Source organism: Xanthomonas sp. LF07-6 (assembly GCF_034105445.1).
Taxonomy (GTDB): domain Bacteria; phylum Pseudomonadota; class Gammaproteobacteria; order Xanthomonadales; family Xanthomonadaceae; genus Xanthomonas_A; species Xanthomonas_A sontii.
In genome coordinates this window covers 39858-54273 of record NZ_JAXGGI010000003.1, presented here as the reverse complement: position 1 = coordinate 54273, position 14416 = coordinate 39858, and the positions used below count along the sequence as shown (strand labels likewise).

At 67.8% G+C, this 14416-nt stretch carries 8 protein-coding genes and 1 CRISPR repeat array (1 of these 9 running past the window's edge); of the genes, 7 read left to right on the top strand and 1 reads right to left on the bottom strand.

What is annotated here, in order from left to right; translation table 11 throughout:
* Window positions 1–232 precede the first annotated feature (232 nt).
* From SLW56_RS07620 to SLW56_RS07610, 3 genes are read left to right on the top strand one after another with little or no spacing between them, the layout of a single operon-like run.
* On the top strand, window positions 233–886 hold the full coding sequence (locus tag SLW56_RS07620; protein WP_017907605.1) for a TetR/AcrR family transcriptional regulator: 654 nt from the start codon (window positions 233–235) through the stop codon (window positions 884–886).
* A complete protein-coding gene (locus SLW56_RS07615; protein WP_267122428.1) occupies window positions 883–2169 on the top strand; it encodes an efflux RND transporter periplasmic adaptor subunit in 1287 nt (428 codons plus the stop codon). Before SLW56_RS07620 ends, SLW56_RS07615 begins: the two co-directional genes overlap by 4 nt.
* A 12-nt stretch (window positions 2170–2181) precedes the next feature.
* A complete protein-coding gene (locus SLW56_RS07610; protein WP_017907603.1) occupies window positions 2182–5355 on the top strand; it encodes a multidrug efflux RND transporter permease subunit in 3174 nt (1057 codons plus the stop codon).
* A 338-nt stretch (window positions 5356–5693) separates the two neighbouring features.
* Here SLW56_RS07610 and SLW56_RS07605 read toward each other — a convergent pair whose 3' ends face one another.
* Window positions 5694–6842 (bottom strand): acyl-CoA dehydrogenase family protein, encoded by a 1149-nt coding sequence (locus tag SLW56_RS07605; RefSeq protein ID WP_017907602.1) that lies wholly within the window; start codon window positions 6840–6842, stop codon window positions 5694–5696.
* 126 nt (window positions 6843–6968) lie between these two features.
* Between SLW56_RS07605 and SLW56_RS07600 the strand changes: the two genes are divergently transcribed.
* The 4 genes from SLW56_RS07600 to SLW56_RS07585 all read left to right on the top strand — a co-directional run bounded on the left by SLW56_RS07600 (window position 6969) and on the right by SLW56_RS07585 (window position 12963).
* Window positions 6969–7970 (top strand): metalloregulator ArsR/SmtB family transcription factor, encoded by a 1002-nt coding sequence (locus SLW56_RS07600; RefSeq protein ID WP_267085715.1) that lies wholly within the window; start codon window positions 6969–6971, stop codon window positions 7968–7970.
* On the top strand, window positions 7967–9112 hold the full coding sequence (locus SLW56_RS07595; RefSeq protein WP_267085714.1) for a homocysteine S-methyltransferase family protein: 1146 nt from the start codon (window positions 7967–7969) through the stop codon (window positions 9110–9112). Before SLW56_RS07600 ends, SLW56_RS07595 begins: the two co-directional genes overlap by 4 nt.
* 103 nt (window positions 9113–9215) lie before the next feature.
* Complete coding sequence (gene metH / locus SLW56_RS07590) at window positions 9216–11978, top strand: methionine synthase (RefSeq protein ID WP_152237282.1); 2763 nt, start codon at window positions 9216–9218, stop codon at window positions 11976–11978.
* A 73-nt stretch (window positions 11979–12051) separates the two neighbouring features.
* On the top strand, window positions 12052–12963 hold the full coding sequence (locus SLW56_RS07585; protein WP_267100723.1) for an NAD(P)-dependent oxidoreductase: 912 nt from the start codon (window positions 12052–12054) through the stop codon (window positions 12961–12963).
* A 250-nt stretch (window positions 12964–13213) separates the two neighbouring features.
* Window positions 13214–14416: direct repeats of the CRISPR family, unit length 31 nt; unit sequence GTCGCGCCCTCACGGGCGCGTGGATTGAAAC (it continues 984 nt past the right edge of the window).

The window sequence follows — 14416 nt, the reverse complement described above, 5'->3', positions numbered from 1 at the left end:
CAGCAACGATGCTCGATGGGAAAGCCGGAATTGTACCGGTGCTCCGTTCAACTACCTTGCTGCATCGCAAACCAATGGAGCGGCCGCGGCGACGCGCCAGATCGCGCAAAGCGACCGCAACACCATCATCACGCGGCGGTCACCATGCTTTGCCGGCCACGCTGTTGTCAGCAAGAACACCCCTGTGTCAAGGCTGTTCTAATTCTAAACTGGACGGTATAGTCCACAATCGATGAGCACTCCCCTCGCCTCCGCCGCACAGCGCCAGGCGCGCGACCAGCGCGTGTACGCTGCCGTGCGCGAATTGCTGGCCGAGGAAGGCATGGGCCTGAGCATGGATGCAGTGGCGGCACGCGCCGGCTGCTCCAAGCAGACCCTGTACAGCCGCTACCGCAGCAAGCAGGGCCTGCTGCGGCGGGCGATGCAGGATCACCTGGACCTGGCCACCGCGCACCTGGAACCGGTGCAGGACGACCTGCGCGGCAGCCTGCTGCGTTTCGCCTGCGAGTACCTGGAACAGCTGTCGGAACCGCGTGTGCTGCAGAGTTGCCAGCTGATCGCCGCCGAGTCGCGGCACTTCCCCGAAGAAGCGCGCGCCATGTTCCGCGACAGCGCCGGCGCGCTGATGCAGCGCCTGAGCGAGCGCCTGCGCGGCGCCATGGCGCGCGGCCAGCTCCGGCATGACGATCCGCACTTCATGGCCGAGCTGCTGTTGAGCATGATCGTCGGCATGGATTTCGAGCGTCAGCGCTTCCACAGCGCGCATCGCGGCGACGCCGCCGCGCAGCGCGCCTGGGCCGAGTTCGCCGTGGACGGCTTCTTGCGCGCGTTCGCCGCCGCCCCTTTCCTTCCTTCTACAAAACCAGACCGGAGTACCACCCGATGACCTCCCCGTTGCGTTCTCTCGCCCTGGCCTGCGCCGTCGTGGTGGTGTTGGCGTCCTGCAAGAAACAGGAGCAGCAGCAGGCCATGCCGCCGCCGGAAGTGGGCGTGCTGCAGGCGCAGCCGCAGACCGTGCCGCTTGAGCGCGAACTGGTCGGCCGCCTGTCCGCGTTCCGCAGCGCCGACGTGCGCGCCCGCGTGCCCGGCGTGCTGGAAAAGCGCCTGTACACCGAAGGCACCGACGTCAAGGAAGGCCAGCCGCTGTTCCAGATCGATCCGGCGCCGCTGCGTGCGACCCTGGCCTCGGCGCAGGGCCAGCTGGCCGCGGCCGAAGCCACCTACGCCAACGCCAAGGCTGCCGCCGCCCGCGCGCGCAGCCTGGCGCCGCAGGCCTACGTGTCCAAGTCCGACCTGGACAACGCCGAGGCCACCGAACGCAGCTCCGCCGCGTCGGTGCAGCAGGCCCGTGCGGCGGTGGAAACCGCGCGCATCAACCTCGGCTACGCCACCGTCACTGCGCCGATCGCCGGCCGCGCCGGCAAGCAGCAGGTCACCGAGGGCGCGCTGGTCGGCCAGGGCGACAGCACGCTGCTGACCACGATCGACCAGCTGGACCCGCTGTACGTCAACTTCTCGATGAGTTCCGACGAACTGGCGCAGCTGCGCCAGGCGCAGACCGAAGGCAACGTCGCCCTCAACGCCGAGGACAAGTCCACCGTGCAGATCAAGCTCGGCGACGGCAGCACCTATGCGCATGCCGGCACCCTGGACTTCTCCGGCGCCGCGGTCGACCCGAGCACCGGCTCGGTGACGCTGCGCGCGCTGCTGCCCAATCCGGACCGGGTGCTGCTGCCCGGCGCCTTCGTCAGCTTCTCGGCCAACCTGGGCCAGCGCAAGGACGTGTACCTGATCCCGCAGGCGGCCGTGCTGCGCGACGCCAAGGGCGCCTATGCCTTGGTCGTCGGCAAAGACAGCAAGGTGGTGCGCAAGGACCTGACCACGGTCGGCCAGCAGGGCGACAAGTGGATCGTCAGCGGCGGCCTGCAGAACGGCGACCAGGTCGTGGTCAGCGGCCTGCCCAAGGTCAAGGAAGGCGCACCGGCCGTGGCCAAGCCGTGGGATCCGAATGCCGCCGCGCAGGGCCAGGGCCCCGCTGCCGGCGCGGCTCCCGGCCAGGGCGCCCAAGGCGCCGCGGCGCCGCCGGCCAAGGGCGCCGCCCCGGCGCAGGGCGCAGCGCACGGCGATGCGCCGAACGCCGCCTCGCCTTCCGACCAGCCGAAGCAGTAACGGACTCCCCCCATGCCTAAGTTCTTCATCGAACACCCGGTCTTCGCCTGGGTGGTGGCGATCCTGATCTCGCTCAGCGGCGTGATCGCCATCCTCAATCTCGGCGTCGAGTCGTATCCCTCGATCGCCCCACCCCAGGTCACCGTCAACGCCACCTATCCCGGCGCCAGCGCCAGCACCACCGAACGCTCGGTCACCCAGGTCATCGAGCAGCAGCTGACCGGCATCGACCACCTGCTGTACTTCAGCTCGTCGTCGTCGTCCAGCGGCAGCGCCACCATCACCCTGACCTTCGAGACCGGCACCGACCCGGACATCGCCCAGGTGCAGGTGCAGAACAAGGTGTCGCTGGCGACCCCGCGCCTGCCCTCGGAAGTGACCGCGCAGGGCGTGGTGGTGGCCAAGGCCAACGCCGGCTTCCTCAGCGTGATCGCGCTGCGTTCGGACAACCCGTCGATCGACCGCGACGCGCTCAACGACATCGTCGGGTCGCGCGTGCTGGAACAGATCTCGCGCGTGCCCGGCGTCGGCAGCACCCAGCAGTTCGGTGCCGAGTACGCCATGGACATCTGGTTGAACCCGGAGAAGCTGCAGGGTTACCACATGTCCGCCACGGACGTGTACAACGCGATCCGCGCGCAGAACGTGCAGTTCGCCGCCGGCTCGCTCGGTTCGGATCCGGCGCCGCAGGGCCAGTCGTTCACCGCCACGGTCAGCGCCGAGGGCCGCTTCACCTCGCCCGAGCAGTTCGAGAACATCATCCTGCGCGCCGACGGCAACGGCACCGTGGTGCGGCTGAAGGACGTGGCCCGGGTCGCGTTCGGCCCGACCAACTTCGGTTTCGACACCCAGTACAACGGCAAGCCGACCGGCGCCTTCGCCATCCAGCTGCTGCCGGGCGCCAATGCGCTGAGCGTGTCCGAGGCGGTCAAGGCCAAGATGGACGAGCTGCAGCCCAGCTTCCCGCAGGGCGTCACCTGGTTCACGCCGTACGAGAGCACCACCTTCGTCAAGATCTCGATCGAGGAAGTGGTCAAGACCCTGGCCGAGGCGATCGTGCTGGTGTTCCTGGTGATGCTGGTGTTCCTGCAGAACTTCCGCGCCACCATCATCCCCACCCTGGTCATCCCGGTGGCGCTGCTGGGCACCTTCCTGGGCATGTGGGCGATCGGCTTCACCATCAACCAGCTGACCCTGTTCGCGATGGTGCTGGCGATCGGCATCGTGGTCGACGACGCGATCGTGGTGATCGAGAACGTCGAACGCATCATGTCCGAGGAGCACCTGGCGCCGAAGGCAGCTACGCACAAGGCGATGACCCAGATCACCGGCGCGGTGGTGGCCATCACCGTGGTGCTGGCGGCGGTGTTCATTCCGTCGGCGATGCAGCCCGGCGCGGCCGGCGCGATCTACAAGCAGTTCGCGATCACCATCGCCATGTCGATGGCGTTCTCCGCCTTCCTGGCGCTGAGCTTCACCCCGGCGCTGTGTGCGGCGTTCCTCAAGCCCACCCACAACGACAACCCGAACTGGGTCTACCGCACCTTCAACAAGTACTACGACAAGCTGGCGCACCGCTACGTCGGCGCGGTGGGCAACACCATCCGCCGCGCGCCGCGCTGGATGGCGGTGTTCGCCCTGCTGGTGGTGCTGTGCGGCTTCCTGTTCACGCGCATGCCGGGCAGCTTCCTGCCGGAAGAGGACCAGGGCTTCGCGCTGGCGATCGTGCAGTTGCCGCCGGGTGCGACCAAGACCCGCACCAACGAGGTGTTCGCGCAGATGCGCGGCGTGCTGCAGCAGCAGAAGGCGGTCGAAGGCATGCTGCAGGTGGCCGGCTTCAGCTTCCTGGGCCGCGGCGAGAACGTGGGCATGGGCTTCATCCGACTCAAGCCCTGGGACGAGCGCGACATCGCCGCCGGCGACCTGATCCAGCAGTTGAACGGGATGTTCTACGGCATCAAGGACGCGCAGATCTTCGTGGTCAACCTGCCCACGGTGAACGGCCTGGGCCAGTTCGGCGGCTTCGACATGTGGCTGCAGGATCGCAGCGGCCAGGGCGAGGAAGCCCTGCTGCAGGCACGCAACATCGTGCTCGGCAAGGCCGCGCAGCGCCAGGACACCCTGGCCGGCGTGCGTCCGAACGGCCTGGAGAACTCGCCGCAGCTGCAGTTGAAGGTGGATCGCGTGCAGGCGCAGTCGATGGGCCTGTCGGTCAACGACATCTACCAGTCGATCCAGCTGATGCTGGCGCCGGTGTACGTCAACGACTTCTTCTACGAAGGCCGCATCAAGCGCGTCAACATGCAGGCCGACGCGCCGTTCCGCACCGGTCCGGAGTCGCTGCGCAACTTCTACGTGCCCAGCAGTACCGCCTCCGATAGCAGCGGCCTGCCGCAGATGATCCCGCTGAGCACGGTGGTGAGCTCGGACTGGATCTACAGCTCGCCGTCGCTGAGCCGCTACAACGGCTACTCGGCGATCAACATCGTCGGCAACCCGGCGCCGGGCGGCAGTTCCGGCCAGGCGATGAGCGCGATGGAGGACATCGTCAACAACGACCTGCCGCCGGGCTTCGGCTTCGACTGGAGCGGCATGTCGTACCAGGAAATCATCGCCGGCAACACCGCCACGCTGCTGCTGGTGCTGTCGATCGTGGTGGTGTTCCTGTGCCTGGCGGCGCTGTACGAAAGCTGGTCGATCCCGGTGTCGGTGCTGCTGGTGGTGCCGATCGGCGTGCTCGGCGCGGTGGCGTTCTCGCTGCTGCGCGGCCTGCCCAACGACATCTACTTCAAGATCGGCCTGATCACGGTGATCGGCCTGGCCGCCAAGAACGCGATCCTGATCGTCGAGTTCGCGGTGGAGCAGCGGGCGATGGGCAAGACCCTGCGCGAGGCCGCGGCCGAGGCGGCGCACCTGCGTTTCCGCCCGATCCTGATGACCTCGTTCGCCTTCATCCTCGGCGTGCTGCCGATGGCGATCTCCACCGGCGCCGGCGCCAACGCCCGCCACGCGATCGGTACCGGCGTGATCGGCGGCATGCTGTTCGCCACCGTGCTGGGCGTGCTGTTCATCCCGCTGTTCTTCGTGATGGTGCGGCGCATGCTCGGCGACAAACTGGACGAGCCGTCGAAGGAGTTCACGCAGATGCAGGAAGCCGGCCTGGCGCGGCATCAGCCGGATCGCTGAGGCGCCGGGATTGGGGATTCGGGAGTGGGGATTCGTGAATCCTCCTCTCGGACTTGATCCTTCCGCCTTGTAGAGGCAAACAAAGAGCGGCCGCAAGGCCGCTTTTTGTTGTCCGGGAATCTGGTCGGGAAGCGCGACCCAACACCCCATGCAGGCGGAGCGCTCCTTGAAGGCTGAGCGCTCCTTGTGGGAGGGACTTCAGTCCCGGCGCGTTGCAGCCCGAACCTCACTCATCCCTTTTCCACAAAAAGAAAAAGCGGCCTTGCGGCCGCTTCTCCTGATGCCTCAACCGATTCGGGAACCGGCGAATCCTCAGTCCCGAATCCCCACTCCCGGCCTCACCGCAACCCGGTCTCGTTACGCGCGATCACCAGGCGCTGGATCTCGCTGGTGCCTTCGTAGATCTCGGTGATCTTGGCATCGCGGAAGTAGCGCTCCAGCGGCATCTCCTTGGAATAGCCCATGCCGCCGTGGATCTGCACCGCCTGGTGGGTGATCCACATCGCCGCCTCGGAGGCGGTCAGCTTGGCCACCGAAGCCTCGGTGGTGAAGCGCTGGCCCTGCCCCTTCAGCCAGGCCGCGCGCAAGGTCAGCAGCAGCGCCGCGTCCAGCTTGCACTTCATGTCCGCGATCTTGGCCTGGGTCATCTGGAACGCGCCGATCGGCGAACCGAACGCCTTGCGCTCCTTCACGTACTCCAGGGTCGCCTCGTAGGCGGCGCGGGCCAGGCCGATCGCCTGCGAGGCGATGCCGATGCGGCCGGCGTCGAGCACGCTCATCGCGATCTTGAAGCCCTCGCCCGGCGTGCCCAGCACCTCGTCGGCGCTGGCCACGTAGTCCTGGAACTCGATCTCGCAGGTGGCCGAGGCGCGGATGCCGAGCTTGGGCTCGGTCTTGCCGCGGTGGAAGCCGGGCTTGTCGGTGTCGACCACGAAGGCGGTGATGCCGCGCGCGCCCTTGTCCGGCTCGCTCATCGCGAACAGCACGATGTACTTGGCGACCGGGCCGGAGGTGATCCAGCTCTTCTTGCCGTTGATGACGAAGCTGCCGTCGTCCTGGCGCACCGCGCGGCACCGCATCGCGGTGGCGTCGGAGCCGGATTGCGGCTCGGTCAGCGCGAAGGCGCCTATCTCGCGACCTTCGGCGATGGCGCGCACATACTTCTGCTTCTGTTCCTCGTTGCCGTTCTTGAGGATGCCGGCGCAGAACAGCGAGTTGTTGACCGACATGATGGTCGAATGCGCCGCATCGCCAGCGGCGATCTCGACCATCGCCAGCACATAGGCGATCGGGTCCATGCCGGCGCCGCCGTACTCTTCCGGTACCTCGATGCCCATCAGCCCGTTCTCGCCCAGCAGGCGGATGTTCTCCAGCGGGAATTCGCCGGCACGGTCGTGGTGCTCGGCGCTGGGGGCGATGCGCTCCTGGGCGATGCGCCGCGCCACGTCCTGGATCATCAATTGCTCTTCGGTAAAGCTGAAATCCACGTCGAACCCCTCCCGGGCATATTGGTCCGGCCATTGTAGCCGTGCCGACCATACGCCGGCGTGTGCAACTTGACCGGAACCGCCGCGCGGACCAAAATATCTCTATATCGCGATAGGAAGATATTTATGGATCTGGAGGACTGGTCATCCCGGCTGAAGGTCTTCGCCGACGCCACCCGCGTGCGCCTGCTGGCACTGCTGGAACAGGAGGAGCTGACCGTGGCCGAGTTGTCGGCCATCACCCGCCTGGCGCAGCCGCGGGTCTCGACCCACCTGGCCAAGCTCAAGGAGGCCGGGCTGGTGCGCGACCGCCGCGCCGGCGTGTCGGCCTATTATCGCTTCGACGAGACCCTGCTGGATCCGGCCCAGCGCGCGCTGTGGCTGGCGCTGAGCACCGGCAGCGACGACCCGCTGCTGCGTCAGGACGCCGAGCGCGTGGCCGCAGTGCTGGCCAACCGCGCCGCCGACCAGAACTGGGCCGACTCGGTGGCCGGCGACATGGAGCGCCACTATTCGCCGGGCCGCACCTGGGAAGCGCTGGCGCGCACCGCCCTGCCGCTGCTGGAAACCGGCGACGTGCTCGACATCGCCTCCGGCGACGGCGTGCTGGCCGAACTGGTGGCGCCGCACGCGCGCCGCTACGTCTGCATCGACACCAGCGCACGGGTGGTGGCCGCGGCCAGCGAACGCCTGCGCCGGCTCGGCAACGTGGAAGTGCGCGAAGGCGACATGCATGCCCTGCCCTTCGCCGATGCCAGCTTCGACCTGGTGGTGATGATGCATGCCCTGACCTATGCGACCAAGCCGGCGCAGGCGGTCTGCGAATCGGCGCGGGTGCTGCGCCCGGGCGGCCGCCTGCTGCTGTGCAGCCTGGCACGCCACGAGCACAAGGCCGCGGTGCAGGCCTACGGCCACGTCAACCTCGGCTTTTCGGCCAAGGAACTGCGCAAGTTCGTCGGCAAGGCCGGGCTCGAAGTCTCCAGCCTGGAAACCGTGACCCGCGAGAAGCGCCCGCCGCACTTCGAGGTGATTTCGTTGATTGCGGGGAAGCCGGGAATCGGGAGTGGGGAATCGGGAATCGAAAAAGCAACCGCCAAGGCCAAGTCGGCCGCAGGAGATGTCGCATGAGCGCCATCGCTCCTCCCCCATTCCCCATTCTCCATTCCCCACTCCCTGCCTTCCAATGGCTCCACCCGCAGCGCGCCGAAGCGCTGCTGCAGGCCTTGTCCCAGCGCATCCTGATCATCGATGGGGCGATGGGCACGATGATCCAGCGCCATGGGCTGCAGGAGGCCGACTATCGCGGCGAGCGTTTCGCCGAGGGCTACGACGCGCAGGCCGGGCACGTGCACGGCCCCGGCTGCGACCACGCGCCGCAGGGCCACGACCTGAAGGGCAACAACGACCTGTTGCTGCTGACCCGGCCGGAGGTGATCGCCGAGATCCACCGCGCCTACCTCGACGCCGGCGCCGACCTGCTCGAGACCAATACCTTCAACGCGACGTCGATCAGCCAGGCCGACTACCACCTGGAACACCTGGTCTACGAACTCAACAAGGCCGGCGCGCAGGTCGCGCGTGCCTGCTGCGACGCGGTCGAAGCGCTGACGCCGGACAAGCCGCGGTTCGTGATCGGCGTGCTCGGCCCGACCAGCCGCACCGCCTCGATCAGCCCGGACGTCAACGACCCCGGCTTCCGCAACACCAGCTTCGACGAACTGCGCGCCACCTACCGCGAGGCCATCGACGGCCTGATCGACGGCGGCGCCGATACGCTGATGGTCGAGACCATCTTCGACACGCTCAACGCCAAGGCCGCGCTGTACGCGATCGAGGAAGTGTTCGACGCGCGCGGCGGGCGCCTGCCGGTGATGATCTCCGGCACCATCACCGACGCCTCCGGCCGCACCCTGTCCGGGCAGACCGCCGAGGCGTTCTACGCCTCGGTCGCGCACGGGCGGCCGCTGTCGGTCGGACTGAACTGCGCGCTCGGCGCCAAGGACCTGCGCCCGCACGTGGAGACCCTGGCGCGCATCGCCGATGGCTACGTCAGCGCGCATCCCAACGCCGGCCTGCCCAACGCCTTCGGCGAGTACGACGAGACGCCGGAGGAAATGGCGGCGACGCTGCGCGAGTTCGCCGAGTCCGGGCTGCTGAACCTGGTCGGCGGCTGCTGCGGCACCACCCCGGCGCACATCCGCGCCATCGCCGAGGCGGTGCGCGGGCTGCCGCCGCGCGTGCCGCTGGCGGCGCCGGCGCAGGCCGCCTGATGTCCGCCGCGCGCACGCCCGCCGCCCCCGCCCGCGCAGTCCTGCGCGGGCACGCTGCCGCCTGCGCGTGCGCCGGCACCTCCCCGTTTTCGGAACGCTGACCATGTCCTCCGCCCGTCACACCCGCCTGTCCGGCCTGGAGCCGCTGCTGCTGACCCCGGACCTGCTGTTCGTCAACGTCGGCGAGCGCACCAACGTCACCGGCAGCGCGCAGTTCCGCAAGCTGATCAAGGAAGAGCGCTACGAGGAAGCGGTGGAGGTGGCGCGCCAGCAGGTCGCCAACGGCGCGCAGATCCTCGACGTCAACATGGACGAGGGCCTGATCGACTCGGAGAAGGCGATGGTGCGCTTTCTCAACCTGATCATGTCCGAGCCGGACATCGCGCGCATCCCGGTGATGGTCGACTCCTCCAAGTGGAGCGTGATCGAGGCCGGGCTGAAGTGCCTGCAGGGCAAGAGCGTGGTCAATTCGATCTCGCTCAAGGAAGGCGAAGCGCCGTTCGTCGAACACGCGCGCAAGGTGCTGCGCTACGGTGCCGCGGCGGTGGTGATGGCCTTCGACGAGGTCGGCCAGGCCGACACCTGCGCGCGCAAGGTGGAGATCTGCACCCGCGCCTACCGCATCCTCACCGAGCAGGTCGGGTTCCCGCCGGAAGACATCATCTTCGATCCGAACATCTTCGCCGTGGCCACCGGCATCGAGGAGCACGACAACTACGCGGTCGACTTCATCGAGGCCACTCGCGAGATCAAGCGCACCCTGCCGCATTGCCACGTCTCCGGTGGTGTATCCAACGTGTCATTCTCGTTCCGCGGCAACGAGACCGTGCGCCAGGCGATCCATTCGGTGTTCCTGTATCACGCCATCGCCGCGGGCATGGACATGGGCATCGTCAACGCCGGCGGCATGCCGATCTACGACGAACTGGACCCGGAGCTGCGCGAGCGCGTGGAGGACGTGATCCTCAACCGCCGCCGCGACGCCACCGAACGCCTGCTGGAGATCGCCGAACGTTACAAAAAGGCCGGGAATCGGGATGCGGGAATCGGGAACCGGGAAAAGCTGGCGTGGCGCGAGAAGACGGTACGCGAGCGCTTGAGCCATGCGCTGGTGCATGGCATCGACGAGTTCGTCGAGGTCGATACGGAAGAGGCGCGGCAGCAGGCCGCGCGGCCGCTGGACGTGATCGAAGGCCCGCTGATGGACGGCATGAACGTGGTCGGCGATCTGTTCGGCGCTGGCAAGATGTTCCTGCCGCAGGTGGTGAAGTCGGCGCGGGTGATGAAGAAGGCGGTCGCCTACCTGCTGCCCTACATCGAGGCGGAGAAGCTGCGCAGCGGCGACACCGGCAAGTCCAACGGCAAGATCGTCATGGCCACGGTCAAGGGCGACGTGCACGACATCGGCAAGAACATCGTCGGCGTGGTCCTGGCCTGCAACAACTTCGACGTGATCGACCTGGGGGTGATGGTGCCGACCCAGACCATCCTCGACCGCGCCCGCGCCGAGAACGCCGACATCATCGGCCTGTCGGGGCTGATCACCCCGTCGCTGGAAGAGATGACCCACGTCGCCCGCGAGATGCAGCGGCAGGGCTTCTCGATGCCGCTGCTGATCGGCGGCGCCACCACCTCGCGCGCGCACACCGCGCTGAAGATCGACCCGCATTACGCAGCGCCGACGGTGTGGGTCAAGGACGCCTCGCGCGCGGTGGGCGTGGCGCAATCGCTGATCTCGCGCGAACTGCGCGCGGCCTTCGTGGCCGCCAACGACGCCGACTACGCCGAGATCCGCCAGCGCCACAAGAACCGCGGCGACGCCAAGCGCCTGGTCTCGCTCGCGCACGCGCGCGGGCAGCGCTTCGACGGCGGCTGGGACGCCTACACCCCGCCGGCGCCCAGGCAGCCCGGCCTGCACGTGTTCGACGACTACCCGCTGGACGACCTGGTCCCGCTGATCGACTGGACCCCGTTCTTCCAGGCCTGGGAACTGGCCGGCAAGTTTCCGGCGATCCTCACCGACGAGATCGTCGGCCAGCAGGCCAGCGAGCTGTACCAGGACGCGCGGGCGATGCTGCAGCGGATCGTGGAGGAGAAATGGCTGACCGCCAAGGCCGTGTTCGGGCTGTGGCCGGCGCAGTCGGTGGGGGATGACGTTGTGGTCCTGACGGACCGGGAATCGGGAAACGGGAATGGGGAATCGTCAGGCGCGACCGCGCCGCTCGACCATTCCCGATTCTCCATTCCCCATTCCCTGCACTTTTTGCGACAACAGGTCGACAAGCCCGCCGAGCGCCCGGACTTCTGCCTGGCCGACTTCATCGCCCCGCACGACAGCGGCAGGCAGGACTGGATCGGTGCCTTCGCGGTCACCGCCGGCATCGGCATCGAACCGCACGTGGCGCGCTTCGAGGCCGCGCACGACGACTACAACGCGATCCTGCTCAAGGCCCTGGCCGACCGCCTGGCCGAGGCGCTGGCCGAACGCCTGCACCAGCGCGTGCGCACCGAGTTCTGGGGTTACGCCGACGACGAGGCACTGGACAACGAGGCGCTGATCGCCGAGCGCTATCGCGGCATCCGTCCCGCGCCCGGCTATCCGGCCTGCCCCGACCATAGCGAGAAGCAGACCCTGTTCGCCCTGCTCGACGCCGGTCGCAATGCCGGCATGTCGCTCACCGAGAGCTTCGCGATGCTGCCGACCGCCGCGGTGTCCGGCTACTACTTCAGCCACCCGCAGAGCCAGTACTTCGTGGTCGGCCGGCTGGGCAAGGACCAACTCGCCGACTACGCCCGGCGCAAGGGCGTCTCGCTGCAACAGGCCGAACGCTGGCTGGCCTCCAACCTGGACTACGATCCGGAGTGAGCCCACGCCGAGCGCAGGCGCCCCCATAGCGCCTGTGCCGCCCCACGCGCCTTCGAGTCCAGCGCCGATGCCCATGTCCACTCCGACCCCATTGAAGATCGTGGTCACCGGCAGTGCCGGCCGGGTCGGCCGCGCGATCCATATCCGGCTCGCGCGCGAGCACCACGTCAGCGGCCTCGACCGGACGCCCTGCTCCACAACCGACTGGGTCGGCGACCTCGACGATGCCGCACTGCTGGCGCGCGCACTGCAGGGCGTGGACGCCGTAATTCACACGGCCGCGCTGCATGCCCCGCACGTCGCGCATGTGCCGGCGGCGCGCTTCCGCCAGGTCAATGTCGACGGCACGCGCCGCGTCCTGGACGCCGCGGCGGCGGCCGGCGTGCGCCGCATCGTGTTCACCAGCACCACCGCGCTGTATGGCGACGCAACCACTCCCGACGGCAGCGCCGGCTGGGTCGACGAGATGCTGGCGCCGCAGCCGCAGACCATCTACCACCACACCAAGCTGGAGGCCGAGGCGCTGCTGCGCGAAGCGGCCGACCAGGGCGGTCCGAGCGTGCGCATCCTGCGCATGTCGCGCTGCTTCCCGGAACCGGTCAACGTGATGGCGGCATTCCGCCTGCATCGCGGCATCGACGCGCGCGACGTCGCCGAGGCCCATGCGGCGGCATTGCGGCATGCCGGGTCGGCAAGCGCGACGTTCGTGATTTCCGGCGCCACCCCGTTCCTGCGCGAAGATTGCGCCGAGCTGCACACCTCGGCACCGGCGGTCCTGCACCGCCGCGCGCCGACGCTGGTGGCGGCGTTCGCGCAACGCGGCTGGGCATTGCCGGAACGGATCGATCGCGTCTATTCGCCGCAACGGGCGCTGGACGCGCTGGGCTGGCAACCGCGCCATGGTTTCGCGGAAGTGCTGCACCAATACGACACGCACGTGCCCGAGGTGCTGCCGCCCAACGACGGACGCGCCGTCAGCGACTGAACGCCCGGCGCTGATCGGCACACCGGGTCCGGATGGCGGAGCAAGGACGTGCGCCGTCGGCGCGAACCGGAAGCGCCCGGGGTTTTACCGGCCGGTTCGCGAATCCCGATAAAGACTTGATCGAAAAAGCGAAATGCCTGGGCACCATGAAACCGGGCAAGGCAGCCCCGCCCCCTGCACGTCGCCGCACGCCCGTTTCGCGAAATCGGCACTTTTTCCTTAGTCCCGGCCGGCAGTTATGCTGAGGGCTGTCGCGCCCTCACGGGCGCGTGGATTGAAACTCGTCAAGCTGCGCTGCGATGACGTTGTCGAAGCGTCGCGCCCTCACGGGCGCGTGGATTGAAACGTCATCTTCACCGGCGTGGGCGGCCTTCTGCACTATGTCGCGCCCTCACGGGCGCGTGGATTGAAACGCCTGAGGCAGTAGGTGCCAGTAGTTGCCCACACGTCGCGCCCTCACGGGCGCGTGGATTGAAACGGCCGCTATAGCCCGTAACCGCCTCCGAGTCGATAGTCGTGCCCTCACGGGCGCGTGGATTGAAACTGGGCGTACGCCCACGCCGCCTCACGGCTCGGGAACGTCGCGCCCTCACGGGCGCGTGGATTGAAACAAGAACTCCAACTGCTGGGAATGGAGCGCGCCGCCCGTCGCGCCCTCACGGGCGCGTGGATTGAAACCAGAACACGTTCCGGAACGCCGATGCCGACTTCTGTCGCGCCCTCACGGGCGCGTGGATTGAAACTTGGCCTAGAAGATGCCGCTGCTAATGAGTTGAGGCGTCGCGCCCTCACGGGCGCGTGGATTGAAACCGGTAAGCCCGACGCATTGCCTTCAGCTCGGCGTCGTCGCGCCCTCACGGGCGCGTGGATTGAAACCCGGTCCCGTCCACCAATAGGCCGGGTCGCGCCCTCACGGGCGCGTGGATTGAAACAGCATTACGCAAAGATCCACGGCCTCTCGTCAGTTGTCGCGCCCTCACGGGCGCGTGGATTGAAACCACGCGAAGGAAGCGAAGCTGCGCGAGTGGGGAGTCGCGCCCTCACGGGCGCGTGGATTGAAACATGTAGTGCGCGATGACCTTCGCGGAGGTGCTCGTCGCGCCCTCACGGGCGCGTGGATTGAAACGTCTTCGGGTGGCTATACCGGGATGGTCGCGGCGGTCGCGCCCTCACGGGCGCGTGGATTGAAACTGAGACAGGCCGATGAGGGTTTGCCCCTTGATGGCTGTCGCGCCCTCACGGGCGCGTGGATTGAAACTGGCTGTCGGTAGTGCGGTTCAGCTCCGGCGTATGTCGCGCCCTCACGGGCGCGTGGATTGAAACGATGCCGGCAACTGGACACCGATCGAAAAGCCAGGTCGCGCCCTCACGGGCGCGTGGATTGAAACTCCAGCGCCATCAGGCCTGGATCCAGCGTCGCCTCGTCGCGCCCTCACGGGCGCGTGGATTGAAA